Raw genomic sequence first — 24,380 nt, forward strand, 5'->3', positions numbered from 1 at the left:
GCTCCGCGTTGCCACAGCGCGACCGCGGCGTACGTCCAGGGCACACGAGGCCAGCACCGAGAGGGCACGGCCGAGAGGGCAAGGCCGAGAACACGGCCAAGAAGGAGCAGAGCATGATTCGCACGATCGGGCTGCCGGCGGAGACGAAGGATGGCGAGCGACGGGTAGCGCTCGAGCCGAGCGCGGTCAAGAGCTGTGTCCAGGCCGGGCACGATGTCCTCGTGCAGGCCGGTGCCGGCCGTGGCGCTGGCTTTGGTGATGCCGACTACGAGGCGGTCGGCGCGAAGATCGTGGCCAGTGCCCAGGAGGCCTGGAGTGCGGATCTCGTCGTGAAGGTGAAGGAGCCCCAGCGTCACGAGTGGGCCTACTTCCGGCGCGACCTCGTCCTCTTTGCGTACTTGCATCTGGCGGCCGAGCCCGAACTGGCGCGGGCGCTCATGGACGCTGGGGTGCGCGCGTATGCGTTCGAGACGCTCGAGGAGCGAGGCGGCTTGCCGCTGCTCGCGCCGATGAGCGAGGTCGCCGGACGCACCGCCGCCATCGTGGGCGCTCATTACCTGGCCCAAGGGTCGGGCGTGCTCCTTGGCGGCTCGGCAGGCGTTCCGCCGGCTCGTGTCGTGGTCGTCGGGCTCGGTGTCGCAGGAACGATGGCGGCGCGTGGTGCGCGCGGCATGGATGCGGAGGTCACCGGGATCGACATCGACCTGCACCGCTTGATGGAGGCCCACGAGCGCGGGATCGTCACGGCGACGCTCGCGAGTTCCGAGCACGCGATCGGTGAGGCCGTCGCCGATGCCGATCTCGTCGTCGGTGCCGCCCTGGTGACCGGGGCGAAGGCGCCCAAGCTCGTCCTCGAGGAGCACGTGCGATCGATGCGACCGGGGTCGGTGATCGTGGACCTCGCCATCGACCAGGGCGGGTGCGTCGAGACCGCCCGACCGACCTCCCACTCGAACCCGATCTACGAGACCCACGGGGTGATCCACTACTGCGTGACGAACGTGCCGGGCCAGTACCCGCGCACCGCGTCTCGCGCGCTCAGCGCCGCGATCGCTCCGAAGCTCGTCCGCCTGGCCGCGAACCTGGATGACCCCCTCCTCGCGACCGCGCTCAACGTCGCTGACGGTCGGGTGGTGCACCCGACGGTCGCCGATGCCCTTGGGCTCTAGTGTCGCTGCCCGCACCCAGCCTCTGGCTGCGTGAGCTCGGTCGCGACCGTTGGCGTCCGCAGCTCGATGGATCCCTCGAGGCGGACGTCGCCATCGTCGGCGGTGGCTTGAGCGGCCTGTGGACCGCACACGCGGTGCTCGACGCTCGTCCGGGCGCCTCCGTGGTGGTGCTCGAGGCCGAGCGGGTCGGCTGGGGCGCATCCGGGCGCAACGGTGGCTGGGCGTCGGCACTGTTCCCGGTGAGCTGGGGTACGGTGGCGCGCAGCTTCGGGCCGGAGGGGGCACGGGCGTTGCGCACACGTCTCGTCGAGAACCTCGACGAGATCGAAGCCGCCCTCGGCGATGACGCCGCGGACGTGGAGTGGCACCGAGCCGGCACCGTCGTGGCGGCCCGAAGCGAGGAGCAGTGGCGGCAGCTGGTGGCCGATGTCCGGGAGGAGCAGGCGCTCGGCCTTCGGGACCCTGGGGTGCTCCTCGACGCGCGAGGCGTGCGGGCTCGGTTGGCGATCGACGGCGCTGTCGGCGGAGTCTTCGAGCCCGTGTGTGCCTCGGTGCACCCTGCCAAGCTGGTCGAGTTGCTGGCTCGGCGCCTCGAGCAGCGTGGAGGTCTCGTGCTCGAGCGGAGTCGGGTCCACTCGGGTGCACCCGGCGTGCTCGTGGGTGTCGGCGGTCGCGTCCGGGCATCGCAGGTGGTGTGGGCGACGGAGTCCTACAGCGCCGCCGAACCGCGCTGGCATCGGGCGCTCGCCCCGGTGGCATCCCAGATCATCGCGACGGCACCGCTCTCGGCGGCGCAGCGTGAGCGCCTGGGCAACCCCGAGGCAGGGCTCACCTTCTCCGATGGTCGGCGTCTCGTGATCTATGGTCAACTGCGAGCCGACGGTCGGGTGATCTTCGGCGGACGAGGCGCGCCGTATCGGTTCGGCTCTGGCGTCGAGTTCGCGACCGAGGTCGGCGCGAGGATGCGCCTCGGCCTCGCCGCGACACTCGCGGAGCTGCTGCGTGAGGCCGGGCCCATCGAGATCGAGGCGTCGTGGGGCGGTACCATCGGTGTCTCGCGCGATTGGTATCCTCGGGTGCTGCACGATCCGAGCGAGCGCATCGTCTTCGTCGGCGGGTATGCAGGCGACGGCGTCGCGATGACGCGCCTCGCGGGCCAGCTCGCGGCGGCGTACGCGACTGGGGTGCGGCTCGATCCGGACCTCGCCGTGATCCTCGGCCGACCGGTGCGGCGGTGGGAGCCGGAGCCGATGCGGTGGCTTGGCGTGAACGTTGGGCTCGGACTCACGCGACTCGGCGATGCGCTGGAGGGTCGGCCGCACGCGCAGCGCGCAGTGGACGTGCTCCGAGGAGCAGTGCTCGGTCGTTAGCGTTCGCTGCGATGGTACGTCGTAAGGTGGAGCGAGACCGCCCAGGTGCGGTCAAGACGAGAAGGAGGCAAGGCGATGGGCCGCTTGGCACCGGTGTGGAGCAAGGTGTCGCCGATCACGGTCACGCATGGCCGAGGCGCGCGTGTGTGGGATACGAACGGTCAGGCATGGCTTGACATGACGGCTGGGATCGCCGTGACCTCGACGGGTCACGCGCATCCCAAGGTCGCCGAAGCCATCGCTCGTCAGGCCGAGCGCTTCATCCACGCGCAGGTGAACATCTACACTCACGACCTCTTGCAACCGCTCGCCGATGCCCTCGATGCGATCACGCCCGACGGTATCGACACATTCTTCTTCTCGAACTCGGGTGCAGAGGCAACCGAGGCGGCCGTCAAGCTGGCTCGCCAGGCGACCAAGCGCCCCAACGTCATCGTGTTCCAGGGGAGCTTTCATGGCCGCACCGCCCAGGCGATGGCCATGACGACCTCGCGCACCGGGTACCGGGCCGGCTACATGCCGCTGCCCGCTGGCGTCTTCGTCTCGCTGTTCCCTGGCTTCCCGCGCTCGAGTCGGGTGGGTGACGAGGTGAGTGTGGACGAGGCACTCGACTACCTCGACTACCTGCTCGCGTCGCAGACGGCGCCGGCCGAGACCGCCGCCGTGGTGATCGAGCCGGTGCTCGGCGAGGGAGGCTACATCCCGGCGCCGGCGGCGTTCCTCACCGGCGTCGTCGAACGCGCCCGGGCGCACGGCATCGTGTTCGTCGCCGATGAGGTGCAGACCGGTTTTGGTCGTACCGGGCGGATGTTCGCCGTCGAGCACGCCAACGTCACGCCGGACATCCTCGTGATGGCGAAGGGTATCGCGTCGGGATTTCCCTTCTCGGGGATCGGAGCATCGTGGGAGCTGATGGAGCGCTGGCCGGTCGGGAGCCACGGAGGAACCTATGGCGGCAACCCCATGGGCGTCGCGGCGGCGCTCGCGACCATCCAGGTGATCCAGGAGGAGGGGCTCGTCGACAATGCGGCTCGACGTGGCGCCCAGCTGCAGGCGTCGATGGAGCGCATCGCCGAGAAGTTCGAGTGCGTGAGCCGAGTTCGTGGCCTCGGGCTGATGGTCGGTGTCGAGCTTCGTGACGACGCGGGGCGGCCCGATGCGGACCTCGTCGGCCGAGTGCTCGCCGAGATGCAGGCGAGCCACCGCGTGCTCGCGATGAGTGCTGGCACCTTCGGCAACATCATCCGCTGGATGCCCCCGCTCGTGGTGAGCGAGGCCGAGATCGACGAGGCCGCCGCCGCGTTCGAGGCGTCGCTGGCCCACGTGCTCGCACAGCGGTAGGAGCGTCCTGGTCGGGAGGCTCTCGGTCTCCCCCGACCGCCCCCACTCGAAGTGCTCGAGCGGGGGCGGTCGGCCAGGTGCAGGTCACCGCGGTCGGGCGCCGTGGCCGCGCCCCGCGCGCGCGGCCGCGAGGCGTCTAGCCGTTCGCGAGTGAGGGACGCACCTCCGCGACGACGAAGTCGCGAGCGGTGCCCTCGAAGTAGCGCTGTGGCGGCCGGAGCATGTCGTAGACCAAGCGGTAGCCGTCGGACGGCGAGGCTGCCTGGCCGAGCTGGTGGTTGAAGTAGAAGAAGTCCGTCCAGTCGGAGTTGATGTCCAGCTCCATCGCGTTGACCGCTCCGACGCGCGCGAGGAGGCGGGCGAGCGACGCGACCGACAGGCCGGGACCCGTCACGTAGACGAGCGCGCCGTTACGGGTGATGCCAACGCCGGAGCGCCACACCAACAGCTGGTTCCCGACCGTCGCGCCCCAGATGGCGAAGTTGGTCGAGTTCACGAGTGGATTGATGCGCCCGTTGGAGATGAGCGGGATCAGGTTCTGTCGAACGACCGCGATCCCCTTGGGCACATGGTTGCCGTGCGTCCAGGTCTCGATGGTGGGCACGCCGCTCGTCGAGATCACGAAGCTGGCGGCACCGTTGCGCAAGGGAACCGCCGTGCGGCCATAGGCGTAGTACCCGCCGTTCGCGTCTTGCATGCGAAAGCCGGAGTTGAAGGCGGCGACGAGATCGGCTGCGACCGGGTTCGTGATCGGTGCCATGTAGGGCCAAGGACCGCCACCAGGCGGTTCCTGGGCACCCGCATACTGGATGAAGCGCAGGAGCCGAGTGTCCATCCAGGCGACCCCGGCGACCAGCGAGGTATGGATGGGGTCCGGGCGCATGAGGGTGACGTAGAGGGTAGGGACGCCATTGACGAGCGGCCCCTCCGGGGTCCAAACGCCCTCGTTGGCGAGCGGCGGCTTGGCGAACGGGATCACACGGGCCGGTGCCGGGAGCGGCCCCGACGCGGTTGCGTCGACGTGGCCGACCGGTGTGAGCGCGTGACGCGGTGGCTTCCCGCCCGTCGGCGGTTGGTTGATGGCGTACCAGGTGTTCTCGAGAAAGGCGACGAAGCTCGCGCCCCCGTGTCCGCGGACCCACTCGACGAACTTCACGCCGAGCGACGCCGAACCGGGCATCGTCACGGTGCCGATGCCGGCCCAACTCGCCATGGCGAGGACGACGACGAGCACGACGGCGCGAACCAGACGGAACGTGCGCGAGCGGCGACGGCGAGGAAGCCGCTCGATGCGGGGGCGGCTCGGCGCGGATCGTTGGACGGTACTCACGAAAGCTCCTTCTGTCGCAGGGGGGTGGCGAACGAAACGGCTGCAGTCACGGTAGCAGTGGGGAGTTCGACTCGGAAGCGGGCGCCACCGAGGTCGCTGTCGAGGACGCGCACGCGACCCCCGAGCCCGACGGCGACGCTTCGTACGATGGCGAGCCCAAGGCCCGTACCGCCGTCATGACGGGCGCGGGCCGTATCGAGCCGCGCGAAGCGCTCGAAGACCTCGTCGCGGCGATCAGGAGGGATGCCGGGTCCGTCGTCGTCCACATCGAGCGTCACGCCGGGCCCGAGGGAGCCGGTCACGAGCGTGGACGTCCGAACCCGAACGCGAGAGGTCGCGTGTCGTGCAGCATTCTCGAGCAGGTTGCGAACCAGCGACCGGAGCAACTCTGGCTCGGCAGCGATCGTGGCATGCACATCGGTAGCGAGCGCGAAGCTCAGGCGGGGATTGAGGCGTTCGAGGCGAGCGACCTCGTCCTCGACGACACCGACCAGGTCGAGCTCCGTGGAGGCGGGGCGTCGGGGTCCGGTCTCGGCGCGCGCGAGGAGGAGCAGGCTCTCGATCAGGCGCTGCATGCGATCCGCCTCGGACAGGGCGATCTGCGTCGATTCGTCCCAGTCGGTGATCTCCGGGTGGAGCGCACCGACCTCGAGGGTGGTGCGCAGCGCCGAGAGCGGGCTCTTCAGCTCGTGCGACGCGTCCTGGATGAACTGCTTCTCGCGGATGAGCGCGTGTTCGAGCCGTGCGAGCATGGCGTTCATCGTCTGTGCCAGTCGGGCGATCTCATCGTCGCCCGGCGGTTCGGTGACGCGCTGGTCGAGCTGCGACGAGGTGATCTCTGCGACGTCGCTGATCATCTGGTCGACCGGTGCCAGCGCTCGCCTCGCCAGCCACCACGTGGCGCTGGCGACGACGAGGAGCACGAGCGGATAGACGACGTCGAAGATGTGCACCAAGGTCCTCGTCGCCTGATCGACACTGGCGAGCGAGGCGATGGTGAACACGTAGTAGGTCTCGACGCCGGAGCTGCCGACCTGGGCAGGTACGGCGCTGTGCGCGAGGGTCGCTGCTGCGCGTGTGGTCAGCGCGATGGGCTCGGCGACGAGCACCGATCGGATGTCGATGTCGTGGCCGACCAGGATCGACCGCGCCTTGCTCGTCGCCCGCGTGACGACGAGACCGGCGGGTGGGACGTGGTGCGGATTGACGAGTGGGGCGACGCCACGGAGGTTGGGGGTCGCAGCGACGACCTGCCCGGTGCTCGAGACGATCTGGGCCGCAAGATCGCCGCGCGGGAGCGGGAGCGGTCGAGGCACGTCGCCGTTGCGCACGAGGAGGACGATGTCGTAGGCCTCGCTACGAGCGGTCTGGACGATCCCCCTCGTCAGGGCGGTACGGAGCACGAGCACGGTAGCGACGAGGCTTGCGAGGAGCGCGAGACCGACGGCGACGGTGGCCGCGACGGTGGTGCGGACCACCACCGACGCAGCGAGGCGACCGAAGAACCGAACGACGCGCCAACGAGATCGTGCGAGACGCCCCAGGTATCCGAGCGAGTTCAGCCGCATGGGCCGCGGTCACTCACTGGCGCTCGACGCCATCGCCTCGCTTCTGCCACCATCCTCCTCCAGGCGATATCCCACGCCGCGGATGGTGGTGATTGCCTTCGTGCCGAACGGGACATCGATCTTCTTGCGCAGATACCCGATGTAGACCTCGACGATGTTCGAGTCTCCCTCGAAATCGTAGTCCCACACATGGGCGATGATGTCTTGCTTGCGCAGGACGTGGCCCTTGTTGCGCAGCAAGAGCTCGAGGAACGAAAACTCGCGGGTCGTCAGATCGATGGTCACGTTGCCGCGCGTGACACGGTGACTCGCTGGGTCGAGGGTCAAGTCGCCGGCCTGGAGGATGGGTGGGTGGCTCTCGACGTTACGACGCAACAGCGCTCGGATGCGCGCGACGAGCACGGTGAACGAGAACGGCTTCTTCAGGACATCGTCGGCACCGGTGTCGAGCGCCTCGGCTTCGTCGTATTCACCGTCCTTGGCCGTGAGCATCAAGATGGGTGTCCAGTTGCGCTCCTCGCGCAGGAGTTGCGTGAACTTGAACCCGTTGACACCGGGCAACATGATGTCGAGGACGATGCAGTCGTAGGGGGCATGGCGCGCCATGTCGAGCCCCGTCGTGCCATCGCTCGCGGTATCGACCGCAAAGCCTTCAGCGCTGAGCCCGCGCTTCAAGCTGGCGAGCAAGTTTTCCTCGTCGTCGACGATGAGCAGTCGCATGACACACCTCCCAGCACTCGGACCCTACGAGGTTTGCTCGGGGCTCGCCTCAAGCGAGTCCGAAGGTTTCCTGAGAGTCTGCCGATCCGAGCTGCTCGAGACGCGGCTTACGTGAGCGTGGGTGCGTGGGCAGGCCGAGACTGGTGCCGACGCCGACGAGCGCGACGATGCGTTCGTGGACAGCGAGTTCAAGTGCGCTGGCGAGGACCGGGTCGCGGGCGAGGCGCCCTGTTCGCCACATCGAGCCGTACCCGAGTGCCCGCAGGGCGAGCAGGAGATACCCGGTCGCGACGACGGCGGCGTCACGCTGCTCCTCGACGCTCGTGCGAGCGGCGGCGTCGGGGCTCGCGATCACCGCGACGAAGAGCGGCGCACGGGAGAAGCTCACTCGAGCACGTGCAGCGTCGTCGGGGCGTTCGAGTTCGATGTCGGCGACGATCGCCGCTGCTGCGTCGGGCCAGATCGCGACCATCCGATAGGGCGTGAGAGAGCGATGATCGGGTGCCGTCGCAGCCATCTCGATGGCGAAGGCAAGCTCGGCCGCCGAGGGCGCTGGCGGCGCGAGCTTCGGTTCGGAGCGCCGGGTCGCCATCACGGTCAGTGCCGGTGCGCGTCGAGCAAGCTCGAGCAGGCTGTCGTCGCTCACCAGCCACGCTCGATCCAGGTCGCGAGGGAAGGGCGCTCGGCCCCGACGGTCGTGATGCGCCCATGTCCTGGCAGAAGGACGCACGGATCGGGCAGCTGTTCGAACAGTTCGGCCGAGATCGAGTCGATGATCGTCCGAAAGTCCTGGGGTGAGCCGGTCTTGCCTGGACCACCCGGGAACAGCGTGTCGCCCGTGGCGCACAGTGACGTGCCGAATGCGAAGCAGACCGACCCTGGCGTATGGCCCGGGGTGCAGATCGCCTCGATCGTGACGTCGTCGATGACGAGCTGCTGCGATGTCTCGATGCGATGGGTGACCCACGGGGCATCACGGCCGTCGGCCGCACCCATCCAGACACTCATGCCTCGCGCCGCGAGTGCTGGAGCGGCGCCAATGTGGTCTGCGTGGCCATGGGTGATGAGGAGAGAGGTGATCGATCGTTCCTCGGCAGCTCGCCAGAGCGTGTCTGGATCGCTCGGGGCGTCGATGAGGACACCTCCGCCCGGCCAGGAGCACAGCCAGGCATTGTTCTCGAGTGGTGCCAGGACGAAGCGCTCGACGACCACATCGTCGAGCGTGATGACCAGCTCTGGAGCGCCCACGTGGCGGGAGCCTAGCTGGTTCGCCTGGATCTGGGGGACGGGCTCGTGCGCGCCTCAGCGTGCGGCGAACGGTGGTGGGTACACTGGAAACGGGTCGTCGTGACGGACGAGTCGTGAGTGAGGGGACCGAAGGTGAGACGTGTCCGGCGCTCGGGGGAGTGGGCTGTTCCGGTCGCGAAGGACGACCGGGATCGGGCTCGAGCGATTCTCGTCGAACGTCTGCGTTCGGGCGCGATGGGATTCGATGAGTACGAGCGTCGGCTCCTCAAGGTCGAGCGAGCTGCCTCGGTGCCGGCTCTCTACGACGCAACCTTCGGTCGAGCGCGACTCCCCTTCGGGGGAACGAGGTGGCGCCGACGACGTGTCCGGCTCTCGGTGGTCGGGCTGGTGATCGCGGCTGCGGTCGGGGCGCTCGGGTTCATGTGGATCGGGTTCCTCGTCGCTGCCGCTGTCGTGCTCGTCGCTGTGGCGGGCGTCAACCTCGCGGTCTGGGTGCAGGCCCGCAGGTACCCCCAACGGTTCGACCAGTCCGTGGGCGGCACGTCGCGCTAGCCGGGTGCACCGGAGGGAGCCGGTCGACCTGCGTTGCGCAGCCGATACGCCGATTGGATCGATGCGCCGCTTGGGACTGCGTCGATCGGCCCGGAGCGAGTCGGTGAGGTTGGCTTCGGCGTCGCGGCCAGATAGCGTGCGGTCGGTGCCATCGACGCACGAGGTGGCTGGCCAGAAGGGAGCGGTCAATGAGCCAACACTGGCATGAGGTGCAAGACGAGCTTCGCGACCCGGTCAAGGAGCTCCGTGCCCAGATCCCAGAGACGTGGCACGCCTATGCGACGTTGCACCGCCATGCACTCGAGGCCGGCCACATCGACGCCAAGACCAAGGAGCTGATCGCGCTCGCGGTTGCGGTGACGACCCAGTGTGACGGCTGTATCGCGTCGCACGCGCGCGGTGCGGCACGGCAAGGCGCGACCGCTGAAGAGGTCGCGGAGGCGCTCGGCGTCGTGGTCTTGCTCACCGGCGGCCCCGGGACCGTCTATGGCCCACGCGCCTATCAGGCATTCCTCGAGTTTCGCGAGGACTATCGAACCGCTGAGTGAGCCACGGCCTGGACGACGAGATCGACGACGTCGATCCCAGCGCGAGCGAGTGTTCGTGCTCCGACGACATCTTCGATCTCATTGACCACCACGTCGTCGTCGTGCTCGAAGAGGTCGATGCCGTAGTAGCCAGGTCCGATCAGACCCATGACACGGGTAGCGAGGCGATGGGACTCGCGAGTCGGTGTGGCGAGGTGTCCCGATGCTCCACGGCTCAGGTTCGCAGCCACCCCGTCGGCCGCGCGTCGCTCGGTCCATGCTGCGATCGTGCTCCCGACGACGTAGGCGCGCAGGACGCGCTCACCGCCTTGGACGAAGGCTTGGGTGATCCACGCGTCGAGATCGCACCTGGGTGGTGCGGCTGCCGGGACGATGCGCACGCCGTGGCCGCCGTGGCCCGCTCGAGGTTTGACGACGAGATCAGTGGCCGAGAAGGCGCGGTGTGCGAGCCACGAGGGCGTCGTTGGTGGTCCGGGGAGCTCGTGCTCGGCGAGCCACCGGGCGGTCGCCAGCTTGTCGTTGCCGATGAGGGCCAGAAGCGGTGGGTTCACCACGACCGGGAGCCGGTCGGCGAGCCAGCGACGCAGCTCGCGATCGCGCGAGCGGGCGATCGCGATGGCGGTGTCGGCAGCCAACGCCGGGCGATCACCGGGCCCGACCATGCGGAGCGAGCACGAGCCGAAGTGTCGCTCGAGCCCGTCGCGGAGCGCGCGTGCAAAGTGCACGTTGCGCGCCAGGGACCATGGATCGTAACAGAGGAGGACGCGGCTCATCGGCTGGGGCCGAGGAGCTGGTCGAGCACCGCGGCTGCGACATCGATGCCGGTGATGGCACTGAGGCGCCAGATGTGTGCGTTGGCGTTCACCTCGCAGACGATCGAGCCCTCGCCGTCGTCGTCGATGAGCAGGTCCACGCCTGCGTTCTCGGCGCCCACGGCTCTCGCAGCTTCGATGGCGAGCGTCTGTTCGCGCCGGGAGGGCCAGTACGGATAGCCCGCGCCACCTGCCGAGAGATTGGCTCGGAAGTCGTGGCGCTGGCGGCGCTCCATCGCAGCCACCACGCGGTCGCGAGCGACCTGGAGCCGTCGATCGCGACCACGCGACGATGCGATGAAGCGCTGCACCAGGAGGCGACGGTCCGCGAGTGCCGAGGCGATGTCGATGAGATCGTCGAGCGTCTCGGCGAGGTGGACCTGCGATCCGAACGAGCCCTTGGCCTCCTTGACGACGAGGGGGAGGCCCACGTGGCGCACCGTGGCCTCGAGTACACCCGGGTCGATGGGCTGCTTGGGATAGAGCGGCGGTAGGAGTACGGACCTCGGGACCGTGAGGCCGGCGCCGACGAGACGTGCATCGGTGCGGCGCTTGTCGTCGCAGGCGAGGATGGCCTCTGGCGAGTTGACCACCTGCGCGCCGTCAGTGCGGAGCGCCTCGGCGGTGGAGGCGTCCTTGTCGAGCATCAGCACGAAGCGTGCATGCGGCGGGTCGTCGAGCCAGATGGCCTCGCGCGAGAGATCGAGGACGCCGACATGCGGTGTTCGCTGACGCGCAGCGTGGAGGTAGAGGCCAGCGTTCGCGCGGAATGCTGGGCCGAGTCCAAGGTTCGCCACGACCAGGATGTCCAGCGGGCGCGTACGATGGCTTGGCGCCGGGTGCACGCGCAGAGTCTACGGGTCGCGGTGACGGGAGGACGTGTGGGGGTGGTGAGCCGAGACGACATCCTCGACGGACGTGTCGTCCTCACGGCCTCGGGAGGGCTCGACGACGTCGAGGAAGGCGTGACGGTGCTCGCCCTGTTCGGTGCCACCGAGGCCGTGGGGGGTGGCCCTCCCGTCGAGGTGCTCGGGGGCTTCGCCGATCGTCTTGCGGAGCTGTCGCGCCGACCGGTGGTCACCTTTGCGCCGCGAGGACTCGATGGCGGTGGTGCGTTCCGAGAGCGAGAAGCGCTGGCGGATGCACGGCGTGTCCTGGCCGAGGTCGGAGGGCCTGTCGTCGTGCTGGCGGCGACCGTGGCAGCCGGGGTCGGCGTTGCACTGGGCCGCGACGAGCGGGTCGTGGGGGTGGCGCTCGTCGACCCGTGGACGATCGGCGAGGCGGTCGCCTTCGGCGTGAACCTCGACACGGATGCGAGCATCGATCAATCCGGCGATGCACTGGCCTGCGCGGTGCTCGTCGTCACCGACCACGAGCGCGACGTCGGTGCGATCGAGACGATCGCACCCGAGGCTGAGATGCATCGGCTCTCTGGGGCCGCGCGCAGCTTCGTGCTCGATGCGCGCGTCCTCGCCATCGTGGCGGGCTGGATCGAGCGGGCCCCGTGGTCTGGGGAGGTCGCCTCGCCCGAGGCCTAGAGCACGGGCGTGGAGGATCGGCGGTTGTGCGTGAGAGTGGCGGCGCCGGGTGTGCCCCAGCTCGGCTGTTCGCGCGCGAGCTCGATGGCGGCGCGAAGGTCGTGCGCTGCTTGCCTCGGGTCCGGGGCTTCCGTCAGTGCCCGCACGACGACGAAGCGCCGTGCACCCGCCGCGACGAGCGCTGGTATGGCTTGAGCCGTGACGTTGCCGGTGATGAAGCGGGGTCGAGCCTCGGCTGCTCGGTGTGCGAAGGCGACGTAGGAGCGGCCGGTGCCGGGGCGCCCTGGCTTCGTCGGTGTGGGCTCGACCGGCCCGACGGAGAGGTAGTCGGCAAGTGGCGAGGCGGCGTTGAACTCGGCTGGTGCGTGCGTCGACAAGCCCACGATTCTGTCGGGGCCGACGAGGGAACGAACGGTGCCGACGTCGAGGTCGTCTTGACCGACGTGGACCCCGTCGGCGTCGCTGGCGAGTGCGATGTCCGGCCGATCGTTCACGATGAACGGCACGCCGCGCCGCGCAAGGAGCCGGGCGAGGTCTCGAGCGGCGCGAAGCACGAGTCCATCGGGCGCGTCCTTCGCCCGGAGCTGGACGATGTCGACACCGCCGCGCACGGTTGCGTCGACGAACGCAAGCAGGTCACGCCGCAGCGGGACGCACAGGTACAGGCAGCGGTCCCCGAGCGACCTCGTCACTGCCGCGCCTTGGCGCGAGCGGCCTTGACCGCCGCCTTGGTCTCACGGATGCGCTCGATGGCTTCTGGCGAGACGGCGTCGGCGACCGAGCGAAAGCTGCCGGGCTCGCCAAAGGGCTCGCTCTCGCGCTCCCACCCGTCGGGACGAACGCCGAAGCGCTTGGCGAGCAGGGCGAGGTAGATGCGTGCCTTCTCGTCGCCGAACCCAGGCATGGCCTCGATGCGCCGGCGCAGCTCGGCCGCGTCGCGCACGTCCTCCCAGAGTGCGGTGACATCGCCGGCGTAATGCTCGCACACGCTCACGGCGAGTGCATGGATGCGCTTGGCCATCGAGGTCGGGAATCGATGCAGCGCTGGCTTGGTGGCGACGAGTCGTGCAAGGTCCTCGGGGTCCATCGCCGCGATCGAGCACGCATCGAACGTGCGACCGAGCGCACGGAGGCGCTGCTCCAGCTCGAGCGGACCTCGGAAGGCTCGTTCCATCGGTATCTGCTGGTCGAGCAGCATGCCAACGAGGAGGGCGAAGTGATCGGTGGCGAGCAGCTCGTTGGCGCGCTCGTCGTCGGTCAGGTAGAGCTCGATCACGCTTGCTCCTTCGACGGGACCGTATGAGTGGCGTGCCCTCGAGCCTACATGGTCGGGTCGAAGCGCTCGGGTGAGACTCCGTAGTGCGCGAGCGCATCGTGGAGTTCCTCGGGCTTCGCCTCGCCGATGCGCACGAGTTGCGCGATCGCGGCGACGACGACGTGCGCCGCGTCGACCTCGAAGAAGCGTCGAAGCGCCTCGCGCGTATCCGAGCGACCGAAGCCGTCCGTGCCGAGCGCGAGGAAAGGTCGATCGACGAAGTTGGCGACCTGTTCGGCGACGAGCCGGACGTAGTCCGTGGTGGCGACGATGGGCCCGCTCGACTGGGCCATGAGCTCGTCGAGCCACACGCGCTGGCGTTCGGTCCCGGTCAGTCGCTCCGTGCGCTCGGCCTCGAGGGCGTCTTCGCGCAAGCGCTTGTACGACGTGATCGAGAATGCGGTCGCTGCCACGCCCCAGTGGCGAGCGAGTTCGCTCTGGGCCTCGAGCACTGCCCGGTGCGCGGTTCCGGAGAAGAACAGCGTCACGGGACGGCGCCGATCGCGAGGGGTCGCTGCCGAGATCGGCTCGACGTCACCCATCTCGGGGGCAGGACGGAAGAGATACCCGCCGCGCATGATCGCCTCGACCAGTGCCGCTCGCTCGAGGTGGTCGGGCGCGGGCGGCATCGGGTAGTTCTCGTTGTAGGTCGTCAGGTAGTAGATCACGTCTCTCGGCTGGGGACCGTACATGTCGGCGATCCCGTGCTCGAAGACGGTTGCGATCTCGTAGGCGAACGCTGGGTCGTAGGCCTGCACGTTGGGGAATGCCGCCGCCAGGAGCAGCGAATGTCCATCGGTGTGCTGGAGGCCCTCACCGAGGAGCGTGGTGCGCCCCGCCGTGGCGCCGACGAGAAAGCCGCGCGCTCGTGCGTCCGAGGCCGCCCAAAGCAGGTCCATCGTCCGCTGGAAGCCGAACATGGAGTAGAAGAGGTACACCGGGATCATCGGAACGCCGAGCGTTGCATACGACGTGCCGGCCGCGGTGAACATCGCCGTGGCACCGGCTTCGGTGATGCCCATCTCGAGGATCTGGCCGTCTTGTGCCTCGGTGTAGGACAGCAAGAGCCCGGCGTCGACCGGCGTGTAGAGCTGTCCGATCGACGAGTAGATCTTGGCCTCTCGAAACAGCGCTTCGAGACCGAACGTCCGCGCCTCGTCCGGCACGATCGGCGCGATACGGGATCCGACCTGTGGGTCCTTGATGAGCGATCGCAGAATGCGAGCCATCACCATCGTCGTCGACACCGCTTGGGCGCCAGAGCCGTCGTAGAACTCGGCAAACGCCTCGCTGCTCGGCGCAGGGAGGCTCCGTGCGCGTTCGACGCGCTTCGGGAGGTAGCCGCCGAGGACGCGGCGCCGTGTGTGGAGATACTCCTCCTCGATCGAGCCCGGAGGAAGCGTGATGTAGGGCGGATCCTCGCCCGCAAGCATCTCGTCCGAGATCACGTCGTTCAGGTGGAGGCGATCACGGAACTCGAGGAGCTGCTCCCGGGTCATCTTCTTGATCTGGTGGGTTGCGTTGCGCGCCTCGATGTCCGGGCCGAGCGTCCAACCCTTGATGGTCTTGGCGAGGATCGCGGTGGGTGAACCCGTGTGGTTCACCGCGGCGTGGTAGGCCGCGTAGAGCTTTCGGTAGTCGTGTCCACCACGAGGGAGCGCCTGGAGCTCCTCGTCGGAGAGGTGCTCCACGAGGCGACGGAGGCGTGGGTCGGGTCCAAAGAAGTGTTCGCGAATGTAGGCCCCCGACTCGGTCGCGAGCTTCTGGAAGTCGCCGTCTGGCGTCGTGTTCATCTTGTTCAGCAGCACCCCGTCGACGTCCCGGGCGAGGAGCTCGTCCCACTTCGAGCCCCAGATCACCTTGATCACGTTCCAGCCGGCGCCGCGGAAGGTCGCCTCGAGCTCTTGGATGATCTTGCCGTTGCCCCGAACTGGGCCGTCCAGACGCTGCAGGTTGCAGTTCACGACGAAGATGAGGTTGTCGAGGTGCTCGCGTCCGGCCACACCGAGCGCTCCCACCGCTTCGGGTTCGTCGAGCTCGCCATCGCCCACGAACGCCCAGATGCGACTGGAAGCGGCCTGGGCGAGCTTGCGATTCTCCATGTAGCGGTTGAACATCGCGTGGTAGATCGCCTGGATGGGCCCGAGGCCCATCGAGACCGTGGGGAACTCCCAGAAGTCCGGCATGAGTCGCGGATGCGGATACGACGACAGGCCCTGGCCACCGACCTCCATGCGGAAGTGATTCAGCTGCGCCTCGGTGAGGCGTCCCTCGAGGAAGGCGCGGGCGTAGAAACCTGGTGAAGCATGTCCTTGGAAGTAGACGAAGTCGCCGGGGTACTCGGTGTCCTTACCGCGGAAGAAGTGGTTGAAGCCAACCTCGTAGAGAGCTGCCGAGCTCGCATACGTCGACAGGTGCCCGCCGATGCCGTCCGCGGCATGGTTCGCTCTCGTCACCATCACCGCGGCGTTCCAACGGATGAACGCACGGATCCTGCGCTCGATGGCCTCGTCCCCCGGAAACCATGGCTCGTTCTCCGGTGCGATGGTGTTGATGTAGGGTGTCGAGACCGTCGCGGGGAAGCCGACCTGGCGCTCCCTCGCCGCTTCGAGCAGCTTCATCAGCATGAAGGTGGCTCGCTGGCGACCTCGCTCGTCGACGAGTGCGTTGAAGGAGTCAACCCACTCCGCCGTCTCGTCGGGGTCGATGTCGGGGATCTGATGTGCGAAGCCGTCGATGATCACGCCTCCATTCTGACAGCTCCCGATGTCGGTGTCGACTCCCCGCTAGCCTGGCGCGGATGGCCGTCGAGCGTCTCGTCTACACCGATGGAGCCTGTTTGGGCAACCCGGGTCCTGGTGGCTGGGCCTGGTTCGAGCCTCTCACGGGACGTCGAGCGTCCGGCTCGGAGGCGCAGACGACCAATCAGCGGATGGAGCTCACCGCGGTGCTTCGAGCGCTCGAGGCAGACCCCGCGCCCCTCGTACTCGTGCGCTCGGACTCGCAGTACGTCGTGCGGTGCTTCCAGGAGCGGTGGTGGGCACGCTGGCGGCAGAACGGCTTTCGCAACGCCAAGGGCCAACCCGTGTCGAACCGCGACCTGTGGGAGCTCGTCCTTCGTCTCGTGCTCGACGAGGGCCGCAGCGTTCGTTTCGAATGGGTGCGTGGCCACGCTGGCGATCCTGGGAACGAGGAGGTCGACCGGCTCGCCCAAGCTGCGGCCCGTGCGGTGGCGCGCGGCGTCTGACGGGTGCGCCGACGACCTCGTCACTAAGGTGGCCTCATGGAGCTGCGTGGATCGTCGGTGGTGGTTACGGGAGGCGCCTCTGGTCTTGGGCTCGGGGTCGCCGAGCGCTTGATCGGGCGAGGTGCCCATGTTGTGATCGTCGACCGCAATGCGGAGGCCGGGGCGGCCGTTGCTGCGCGACTGTCCGCCGAGTTCGTCGAGGCCGACGTGACGGACGAAGAGCAACTCGCTCGCGCGTTCGACCGGGCTGCAGCGTTGGGGCCAGTGCGTATGGGCGTGGCGTGTGCGGGCATCGGAATTGCCGAGCGTGTCCTTGGCCGCTCGGGCGAGCCGCATCAGTTGGCGTCCTTCCAACGGGTCATCGGGGTCAATCTGATCGGGACGTTCAACCTCCTCCGGCTCGCGGCTCGCGCCATCGGAGCGAGCGAGCCGGCCGATGGCGAGCGCGGGGTGATCGTGCTGACGGCGTCGATCGCGGCCTTCGATGGCCAGATCGGCCAGATCGCCTATGCGGCCTCCAAGGGCGGCGTCGTCGGCATGACGTTGCCGGCCGCACGCGATCTCGCGAGCGCGCAGATCCGGGTCGTGACGATCGCGCCGGGCATCATGGACACGCCGCTGCTCGGTCAACTTCCCGAGGAGGTGCGCCGCGACCTCGGCGCGTCGATTCCCTTCCCCAAGCGACTCGGCCAACCAGCCGACTTCGCGCAGCTCGTCGAGGCGATCGCAGAGAACCACTACCTCAACGGTGAGGTCATCCGCCTCGACGGCGCGCTGCGCATGCCGCCTCGATGAACCGGCGCGCGGAGTCGTCGATCGGCTGACCTAGGCTGGTTCGCGTGCGCTACGTCGAGGCAGCCGGACTCAAGGTGTCCGCGGTCGGCCTCGGGACGTGGCAGTTCGGCTCGCGAGAGTGGGGCTATGGGGAGGCCTACGCCAACCACGATGCTCGCTTGATCGTCGAGCGGGCGCTCGAGCTCGGCGTCACCTTGTTCGACACGGCTGAGGTCTACGGTTCGGGGCGCTCCGAGCGGATCCTCGGCGAGGCGCTCGCGTCGTCGCGGGCCAACGTGGTCGTCGCCACCAAGTACGCTCCGACGCTGCCGATCCCGGGCAGGGCTGCTCGCCACCTCCGCGCCTCCGCCCAGCGTCTCGGTCGTGACGCCATCGACCTCTACCAGGTACACTTCCCGAATCCACTGGTGCCCACGCACCAGCTGCTCGAGGAACTCGAGGCCGAGGTGTTCGCTGGTGGGGCTCGTGCGCTCGGGGTGTCCAACTTCTCGTTGGCGGCCTGGCGCGCCGCCGAGCGAACAGGTCACGTCCCGATCGTCTCGAACCAGGTCCACCTGTCACTGGTGGTCCGCCGCAGCCTTCGGGAGTTGGTCCCGTGGGCCCAGGCCAACGACCGGTTGGTCATCGCCTACTCGCCGCTCGAGCAGGGACTCCTGGCAGGGACCTACACAACGACGCATCGGCCGAGGGGTGTGCGTCGGCTGCGGCGCGCCTTCTCGCCGACCGGGCTGCTCCGGGCGCGTCCAGTCCTCGACGAGTTGCGACGCGTGGGGACTCGCTACGGTGCCTCGCCGGCACAGGTGGCGCTCGCGTGGGTGCTGTCACACCCGAACGTCGTGGCGATCCCGGGCGCGTCCAGCGTCTCCCAGCTCGAGCACAACGTCGAGGCCGGGGCGCTGTCGCTCACGAACGAAGACGTCGTCCGTCTCGAGGCCTCTGCGCAAGCAGCGTGGCCCGTCAGGTGAGTGCATCGGTGCGGCGGCGAGGAATTGTGTGGACGTTGACTGCCTGGTAGAAACCTGTATCGGAAGGAGTGGAACGAACGGTGAGTGACTCGACCTACGACGTCGTCATCCTCGGTGCAGGTCCAGCGGGCTACGCTGCGGCGCTCTACGGGGGATCGGCTGGCCTCAGCATCGCCATCGTGGAACAAGATCGCGTGGGCGGTACGTGCTTACAGCGAGGGTGCGTGCCGGCCAAGGAGTTTCTCGAGACAGCGACCGTTCGGCGCACGATCGAAGCGGCGGGAGCGTTCGGTATCGGTGCCACGTATACGGGCCTCGATTTCGCGACGGCGCAGGCACGCAAGCAGGACGTCGTCGCCAAGCTGACCGGTGGGCTCACGGGACTCATGCGTTCTCGCGGCAACACCATCGTCGAAGGGCGCGGTGTCTATCGTGGCGGCGGGGTCATCGAGGTCGGCGGCGAGCGGCTCGTCGGCGAAACGGTGATCCTTGCGCCGGGATCGGTTCCAAGGACCATCCCGGGCTTCGACGTCGATGGTGAGGTCGTCCTGACCTCGGACGAGGTGCTCTCGCTGACCAAGCTGCCTGACAGCGTGGTCATCATCGGCGGAGGCGTGATCGGCTGCGAATTCGCCTCCATGATGGCCGATCTCGGCACCAAGGTCACGGTGGTCGAGGCACTCCCGCAGGTCCTGCCCGGTGTGGACCCGGATCTCGTCGGTATACTGCTCCGGAGCTTTCGGCGTCGCGGGGTTACGGTGCGGACCGGAGTCGGCGTCAGCGGCCTCGACCGGACCGGTTCGGGTGCGGTGGTTCGACTCGCCGATGGGACGCAGGTCGAGGCCGAGCAGGTCGTGGTGGCGGTCGGACGTCGTCCCAACACCGACGGGGTCATCGACCCTGCGAGTGGTGTGGGCCTCGACGAGCGAGGGTTTATCAAGGTTGATGACCAGTATCGGACCTCCGAAGCGGGGGTGTACGCCATCGGTGATGCGATCGCGACGCCACAGCTGGCCCACGTCGGCTTTGCCGAGGGGGTTGCGGTCGTCAAGTCCATCTTGGGCGAGATCTCCCCGTCGGTCGAGTACGACAAGGTGCCCTGGTGCATCTATACCCATCCGGAGATCGCCTTCGCGGGTCTCACGGAGGAGCAGGCCCGGGCCCAGGGGCGTGACGTGATCGTCAAGAAGGACCCGCTTGGTGGTAACTCGCGCGCCCGAATCCTCGGCGAGACCGATGGGATGGTCAAGGTGGTAGCGGACCGAGCGACCCACCAGCTTCTCGGCGTCCACATCGTTGGCCCCTGGGCAACGGAGCTCCTGTCGCCCGGCTACTTGGCGGTCAACTGGGAGGCCTCGGCGGAGGAGGTCGCTGCGTTCTTGCAGCCCCACCCGACCTTGTCCGAAGCGTTCGGCGAGACTGTCCTCGCACTGACTGGAAGGAGTCTGCACGTTGGCTGATGTCACGCTTCCTCAACTTGGCGAAACCGTCACCGAGGGGACGATCACGAAGTGGCTGATCAAGGTGGGTGACACCGTCGAGATCGACCAGCCGATCTTCGAGGTCTCGACCGACAAGGTGGATTCCGAGGTCCCTTCGCCCGTCTCCGGGGTCGTCACCGAGATCCTCGTCCCCGACGGTGAGACCGTGGACGTGGGGACGGTCCTGTGCCGCATCGAAGCCGCGGCGTCGGCTGCGTCGGCATCATCGGGGCCCTCGACGCCTCCAGCCGCACAGGCCGCTCCGGCGCCACAGCCCGCGTCGGCGCCACAGCCCGCGTCGGCGCCCCAGCCCGCTCCGGCGCCACAGCCCGCGTCGGCGCCCCAGCCCGCTCCGGCGCCACAGGCTGCACCAGTGCCCCAGCCCGCACCAGCGCCCCAGCCCGCGCCGGTCGCGATGGCAACGAGCACCAGTTCGCAGCCAGCCCCGAGCACGCCTCCTGCTCCATCAGCGCCCGTGTCGCCGTCGCCGAGCACGGTCGAGGCCAACGGCGTCGCCGCCGGCAGCGGTCCCGAACGAGACCTCGATGGCCTCCTGCTCTCGCCGGTCGTTCGTCGTCTCATCATCGACAACGGCCTCGACCCGCGAGACCTCCACGGGACCGGCGTCGGCGGACGGATCACACGAGGCGACGTCCTGCGCGCCCTCGACGAGCGGGCCCGGTCGGCTGCGGGATCGGCTCCACCGGCCACGAGCGAGCCGGCCCCCTCGGTCGCCAACGAGCCGGCCCCCTCGGTCGCCCGTGAGGCAGCGCCGCAGCCGACGGCCGCGTCGGCGCCTGAGCTCTGGTCGCCGAGCCAGGAACCGACACCGAGCAACCGTGCCCAGCAGGTCGTCCCCGTGTCGGCCATGGAGCCGAGCGAACGTGATTACGTCGTGCCGTTCACGAACATTCGACGCCGTACCGCCGAGCACATGATCCGCTCCAAGGCCACCTCCGCTCATACGCTCATGTCGATCGAGGTCGACTTCGAGGGTGTCGAGCAGGTCCGGCGACGTGTGCGTGAGTCGTTCGCTCGCGACGAGGGTTTTTCGCTCACGTACCTGCCGTTCGTGGTGCGAGCCTCCGTCGAGGCGATTCGCGCCTACCCCAACATCAACGCCTCGGTGCTCGGTGACGCCCTCGTTGTGCATCGGGACATCAACATCGCGATCGCGGTGGATCTCAACCTCGAGGGGTTGATCGCCCCAGTGATCCATGGGGCCGACGCCATCAGATTGCGCGGTATCGCTCGCGCGATCCACGACCTCGCTGCCCGAGCGCGCAGCCGCAAGCTGAGCGCCGACGACATCGCCAATGGCACGTTCACGATCACGAACCCGGGTCCGTTCGGGACCTTCATGACCGGGGCGATCATCAACCAGCCTCAGGTTGCGATCCTCGCGACCGACGGGATCACCCGTCGGCCCGTGGTGGTCACGGATGCCCATGGAGCGGAGTCCATTGCGATCCACTCGGTGGGGCTGCTCACGGTCAACTTCGACCATCGGGCGATCGACGGCGCCTATGCGGCGGCGTTCCTTGCGAAGGCAAAGCAGGTGATCGAGCAGACGGCGTGGGAGCAGGAGCTGTGAGCGACACCCTGCGCGTCCGGTGGCTCGGGCGAACCGATTACGACGACGCCCTCGAGCTCCAGCACCGCCTGCACGAGGGAACGGGGTCGTGGTTGCTGCTCCTCGAGCATCCGCACACCTACACGATGGGGGTGCGCGCGAAGCGCGAGCACGTGCTGGTGGACCCTGCCGATGTCGGAGCACGGCTCGTGTGGACCGATCGGGGTGGTGACGTCACCTACCACGGACCCGGTCAGCTCGTTGCCTACCCCATCGTCGACGTGCCGGTCGAGCCCGACTCGACGCCGCGCTACGTCCATCGACTCGAGCAGGTGCTGATCGAGACCTTGGCCGAGTTCCAGCTCGCTGCGTTCGCGTTGGACGGCTACCCGGGCGTGTGGGTCGACGCCGCGGCACCGCGCAAGATCGCGGCGATCGGCGTGAAACTCACGCGGGGTCGTTCACTCCACGGCATCGCGCTGAACGTCACGACGGACCTTGGGATGTTCGGCCATATCGTCCCCTGCGGAATCCCCGACAAGCCGGTCACGTCGATGGCCGCCGAGGGCGTCAGGGTGAGTGTGGAGGACGTCGCGCGGGTCTTTGCCCGACGCTTTGCAGTGACGTTCGGACTCGAAGCCCGAAGTGCCGGTGTCGACTGGCCGGTCGCCCAGCCGGCGTCGTCCGAGTCGGCCACCTCGCCGGTCGAGCGGCGCTTGCAACGGGCCGGCGTCTCGCTCGGCGAAGCGGTTCCGTTCCATGCGCGCAAGCCGGCCTGGGTTCGACCACGTGTCCGTCATGGGAGCGAGGTCCTCGAACTCAAGCGTCTCGTCGGCCAACTGTCGCTCGTCACCGTCTGCGAGGAGGCGGGGTGCCCCAACCTCTCGGAGTGCTGGAAGGATGGGACAGCGACCTTCATGATCAACGGCGAGCGTTGTACGCGTGCGTGCACGTTCTGTCTGGTCGACACGAGCCATCCGCTGCCGCTCGACCCCGGCGAGCCCGATCGGGTGGCTGCTGCGGTGGCCGCCCTCGACCTCGAGTTCGCGGTCGTCACGGCCGTCGCTCGTGACGACCTGGCCGACGGCGGTGCCGAGGCTTTTGCGCGAACGATCCGGGCGATCAAACTGGCGCGTCCCACCACGCGAGTCGAGGTGCTGATCCCGGACTTCAAGGGCTCGGCGGCGGCGCTCGACACCGTGCTCGAGGCTGGTCCCGATGTGCTCAATCACAACCTCGAGACGGTGCTTCGTCTGCAGCGGGCCGTGCGGCCAAGTGCGCACTATGCCCGCAGTCTCGCGGTGTTGTCCCGAGCGCAGCGAGCCGGATTCGTCACGAAGTCCGGCCTGATGGTGGGGCTTGGCGAGTCGTTCGACGAACTCCGTGAGGCGATGGGGGATCTCGCCGCCGCAGGGGTCTCGATCCTGACCGTGGGACAGTACCTCCGTCCGACGCAGTGGCACGCGCCGGTCGCTCGGTACTGGCATCCCGAGGAGTTCGACATGATCCGGGACTACGCCACCGAACTCGGGTTCCGCTTCGTCGAAGCCTCGCCGCTCGCACGCTCGTCGTACCACGCCAAGCGCGGATCGGACGCCGCGCAGGTCCTTGCGGAGCGCGCGTGAGCCTGGTCGAGCGCTACCCGGAACGACGTGCGGCGCTCGTCGGCGAGCTCGTCCGCAACGGCGTGGATGCGGCGATCGTGACCATCGGACCGGAGATGCCGTGGCTGATCGGCTACGAAGCGATGCCGCTCGAGCGCATCACGGCCCTGGTCGTGCGTGCCGATGGCACGGCGGTCCTCGTGGTGCCGCGACTCGAGGAGCCGCGGGTGCGTCATCGCGACGGGATCGACCTCGTCGCCTGGAGCGACGGGCAAGATCCGTTCGAGCTCGTGGCAGCTCTGCTCCCACCGACGGGGCGCATCGCGATCGGGGAGCGCGGGCGCGCGGGATGGCTCCTCGAGCTGCAGCGTCTGCGGCCCGGCTGTCGGTTCGAGCCGGCTGGTGCCCTGATCGGACCGCTGCGGCGGCGCAAGGACCCCGACGAGGTCGCGGCGTTGCGAGCAGCGGGGACGGCAGCCGACCACGTCGCCACGGCGCTCCTGGCGGGCGAGATCGCGCTGGTCGGAAGGACGGAGCGTGAGGTGTCGCGCGACATCGCCGAGCGGCTGATCGCGGCTGGGCATGCACGTGCCAACTTCTCGATCGTGGCGTCGGGGCCGAACGGCGCATCCCCACACCACGAGCCCGGCGCACGGCGCATCGAGATCGGCGACGTCGTGGTGTGCGACTTCGGCGGCACGTTCGAGGTCGACGGCGAGCCGGGCTACTGCTCGGACACCACCAGGACGTTTGCCGTCGGGACGGCCCCGGATGGGTTCGCGTCGGTCTACGACGCCGTGTTAGGCGCGCACGACGCAGCGATCGCCGCGATCGTGCCCGGGATCGTAGCTGGTGAGGTGGATCGCATCGCGAGAGAGACGCTCGTGGAGGCGGGATATGCCGAGTGGTTCGTTCATCGGCTCGGCCACGGCATCGGGCTCGAGGAACACGAGGACCCGTTCCTCGCTCCTGGGGCCACGACGACGCTCGAGGTCGGTGACGCCTTCTCGATCGAGCCGGGGGTGTATCTCCCCGGGAACTTCGGCGTGCGAATCGAGGACATCGTCGTCCTGACGGAACATGGGGTCGAGCGGCTGAATCGCTCGAGCACGCAGCGGACGGTGCTCGAGGCGCGCTGAGTCGGCCGCCACGTGCGTCGCGGTGGCCCCCGTCGAGCAGGTGTGCGCTCGATAGGCTGGCAGCC

Annotated in this window: 23 protein-coding genes; 13 read left to right on the forward strand and 10 right to left on the reverse strand. The window is 68.5% G+C overall.

Annotated features, from left to right (window positions below):
* The first annotated feature begins 113 nt into the window (after window positions 1-113).
* From ald to AFER_RS03605, 3 genes are all read left to right on the forward strand, one after another.
* Window positions 114-1,169, forward strand: a complete 1,056-nt coding sequence (gene ald / locus AFER_RS03595; RefSeq protein WP_015798137.1) for an alanine dehydrogenase — start codon at window positions 114-116, stop codon at window positions 1,167-1,169.
* Window positions 1,169-2,539 carry an NAD(P)/FAD-dependent oxidoreductase gene (locus AFER_RS03600; protein WP_015798138.1) on the forward strand — a complete coding sequence of 457 codons (1,371 nt, stop codon included), beginning with the start codon at window positions 1,169-1,171 and terminating at the stop codon, window positions 2,537-2,539. Before ald ends, AFER_RS03600 begins: the two co-directional genes overlap by 1 nt.
* A gap of 75 nt (window positions 2,540-2,614) precedes the next feature.
* A complete protein-coding gene (locus tag AFER_RS03605) occupies window positions 2,615-3,880 on the forward strand; it encodes an aspartate aminotransferase family protein (protein WP_015798139.1) in 1,266 nt (421 codons plus the stop codon).
* 136 nt (window positions 3,881-4,016) lie between these two features.
* Here AFER_RS03605 and AFER_RS03610 read toward each other — a convergent pair whose 3' ends face one another.
* From AFER_RS03610 to AFER_RS03630, 5 genes are read right to left on the reverse strand one after another with little or no spacing between them, the layout of a single operon-like run.
* The gene (locus tag AFER_RS03610; RefSeq protein WP_015798140.1) at window positions 4,017-5,210 is read right to left on the reverse strand and encodes a phosphodiester glycosidase family protein; all 1,194 of its coding nucleotides are present in this window, start codon (window positions 5,208-5,210) and stop codon (window positions 4,017-4,019) included.
* Window positions 5,207-6,778, reverse strand: a complete 1,572-nt coding sequence (locus tag AFER_RS03615) for a sensor histidine kinase (RefSeq protein WP_015798141.1) — start codon at window positions 6,776-6,778, stop codon at window positions 5,207-5,209. The genes AFER_RS03610 and AFER_RS03615 overlap by 4 nt, the downstream gene beginning before the upstream one ends.
* Window positions 6,779-6,787: 9 nt before the next feature.
* Window positions 6,788-7,498, reverse strand: coding sequence for a response regulator transcription factor (locus AFER_RS03620; RefSeq protein WP_015798142.1), 711 nt, complete (start codon window positions 7,496-7,498; stop codon window positions 6,788-6,790).
* A gap of 49 nt (window positions 7,499-7,547) precedes the next feature.
* Window positions 7,548-8,144, reverse strand: coding sequence for a nitroreductase family protein (locus AFER_RS03625; protein WP_015798143.1), 597 nt, complete (start codon window positions 8,142-8,144; stop codon window positions 7,548-7,550).
* On the reverse strand, window positions 8,141-8,746 hold the full coding sequence (locus AFER_RS03630) for an MBL fold metallo-hydrolase (RefSeq protein WP_015798144.1): 606 nt from the start codon (window positions 8,744-8,746) through the stop codon (window positions 8,141-8,143). Before AFER_RS03630 ends, AFER_RS03625 begins: the two co-directional genes overlap by 4 nt.
* Window positions 8,747-8,878: 132 nt before the next feature.
* Between AFER_RS03630 and AFER_RS03635 the strand changes: the two genes are divergently transcribed.
* The gene (locus tag AFER_RS03635; protein WP_015798145.1) at window positions 8,879-9,298 is read left to right on the forward strand and encodes a hypothetical protein; all 420 of its coding nucleotides are present in this window, start codon (window positions 8,879-8,881) and stop codon (window positions 9,296-9,298) included.
* Window positions 9,299-9,486: 188 nt separating this feature from the next.
* Window positions 9,487-9,846 carry a carboxymuconolactone decarboxylase family protein gene (locus AFER_RS03640; RefSeq protein ID WP_015798146.1) on the forward strand — a complete coding sequence of 120 codons (360 nt, stop codon included), beginning with the start codon at window positions 9,487-9,489 and terminating at the stop codon, window positions 9,844-9,846.
* Here AFER_RS03640 and AFER_RS03645 read toward each other — a convergent pair.
* Entirely contained in the window at window positions 9,828-10,619 is a 792-nt protein-coding gene (locus AFER_RS03645) for an ATP-grasp domain-containing protein (protein WP_015798147.1), read from the reverse strand. The genes AFER_RS03640 and AFER_RS03645 overlap by 19 nt on opposite strands.
* On the reverse strand, window positions 10,616-11,503 hold the full coding sequence (locus tag AFER_RS03650) for a RimK family alpha-L-glutamate ligase (RefSeq protein WP_049755294.1): 888 nt from the start codon (window positions 11,501-11,503) through the stop codon (window positions 10,616-10,618). The genes AFER_RS03645 and AFER_RS03650 overlap by 4 nt, the downstream gene beginning before the upstream one ends.
* A 21-nt stretch (window positions 11,504-11,524) precedes the next feature.
* Here AFER_RS03650 and AFER_RS03655 point away from each other — a divergent pair, with 21 nt between their 5' ends.
* Complete coding sequence (locus AFER_RS03655; RefSeq protein WP_143711931.1) at window positions 11,525-12,196, forward strand: hypothetical protein; 672 nt, start codon at window positions 11,525-11,527, stop codon at window positions 12,194-12,196.
* Here AFER_RS03655 and thiE read toward each other — a convergent pair.
* Genes thiE through aceE form a run of 3 tightly spaced genes read right to left on the reverse strand, consistent with a single transcriptional unit; the run spans window position 12,193 to window position 16,255 of the window.
* Entirely contained in the window at window positions 12,193-12,888 is a 696-nt protein-coding gene (gene thiE / locus AFER_RS03660; protein WP_015798150.1) for a thiamine phosphate synthase, read from the reverse strand. The genes AFER_RS03655 and thiE overlap by 4 nt on opposite strands.
* Window positions 12,885-13,472, reverse strand: a complete 588-nt coding sequence (locus AFER_RS03665; protein ID WP_015798151.1) for an HhH-GPD-type base excision DNA repair protein — start codon at window positions 13,470-13,472, stop codon at window positions 12,885-12,887. Before AFER_RS03665 ends, thiE begins: the two co-directional genes overlap by 4 nt.
* Before the next feature lie 44 nt (window positions 13,473-13,516).
* A complete protein-coding gene (gene aceE, locus AFER_RS03670) occupies window positions 13,517-16,255 on the reverse strand; it encodes a pyruvate dehydrogenase (acetyl-transferring), homodimeric type (RefSeq protein ID WP_015798152.1) in 2,739 nt (912 codons plus the stop codon).
* Between the two features lie 56 nt (window positions 16,256-16,311).
* Between aceE and AFER_RS03675 the strand changes: the two genes are divergently transcribed.
* The 7 genes from AFER_RS03675 (at window position 16,312) to AFER_RS03705 (ending at window position 24,315) form a co-directional block, all read left to right on the forward strand.
* Window positions 16,312-16,758, forward strand: a complete 447-nt coding sequence (locus tag AFER_RS03675) for a ribonuclease H family protein (RefSeq protein ID WP_015798153.1) — start codon at window positions 16,312-16,314, stop codon at window positions 16,756-16,758.
* 36 nt (window positions 16,759-16,794) lie between these two features.
* On the forward strand, window positions 16,795-17,553 hold the full coding sequence (locus AFER_RS03680) for an SDR family NAD(P)-dependent oxidoreductase (RefSeq protein WP_015798154.1): 759 nt from the start codon (window positions 16,795-16,797) through the stop codon (window positions 17,551-17,553).
* Window positions 17,554-17,597: 44 nt separating this feature from the next.
* Window positions 17,598-18,518 (forward strand): aldo/keto reductase, encoded by a 921-nt coding sequence (locus AFER_RS03685; RefSeq protein ID WP_015798155.1) that lies wholly within the window; start codon window positions 17,598-17,600, stop codon window positions 18,516-18,518.
* A gap of 80 nt (window positions 18,519-18,598) precedes the next feature.
* Window positions 18,599-19,978, forward strand: a complete 1,380-nt coding sequence (lpdA, locus tag AFER_RS03690) for a dihydrolipoyl dehydrogenase (RefSeq protein ID WP_015798156.1) — start codon at window positions 18,599-18,601, stop codon at window positions 19,976-19,978.
* Window positions 19,971-21,593: a dihydrolipoamide acetyltransferase family protein gene (locus AFER_RS03695; RefSeq protein ID WP_015798157.1), complete on the forward strand. Its 1,623-nt coding sequence runs from the start codon at window positions 19,971-19,973 to the stop codon at window positions 21,591-21,593. Before lpdA ends, AFER_RS03695 begins: the two co-directional genes overlap by 8 nt.
* A complete protein-coding gene (gene lipA, locus AFER_RS03700; protein ID WP_245526015.1) occupies window positions 21,575-23,197 on the forward strand; it encodes a lipoyl synthase in 1,623 nt (540 codons plus the stop codon). The genes AFER_RS03695 and lipA overlap by 19 nt, the downstream gene beginning before the upstream one ends.
* Window positions 23,194-24,315: an aminopeptidase P family protein gene (locus AFER_RS03705; RefSeq protein ID WP_015798159.1), complete on the forward strand. Its 1,122-nt coding sequence runs from the start codon at window positions 23,194-23,196 to the stop codon at window positions 24,313-24,315. Before lipA ends, AFER_RS03705 begins: the two co-directional genes overlap by 4 nt.
* Window positions 24,316-24,380 lie beyond the last annotated feature (65 nt).

This window comes from Acidimicrobium ferrooxidans DSM 10331, assembly GCF_000023265.1.
GTDB lineage: Bacteria > Actinomycetota > Acidimicrobiia > Acidimicrobiales > Acidimicrobiaceae > Acidimicrobium > Acidimicrobium ferrooxidans.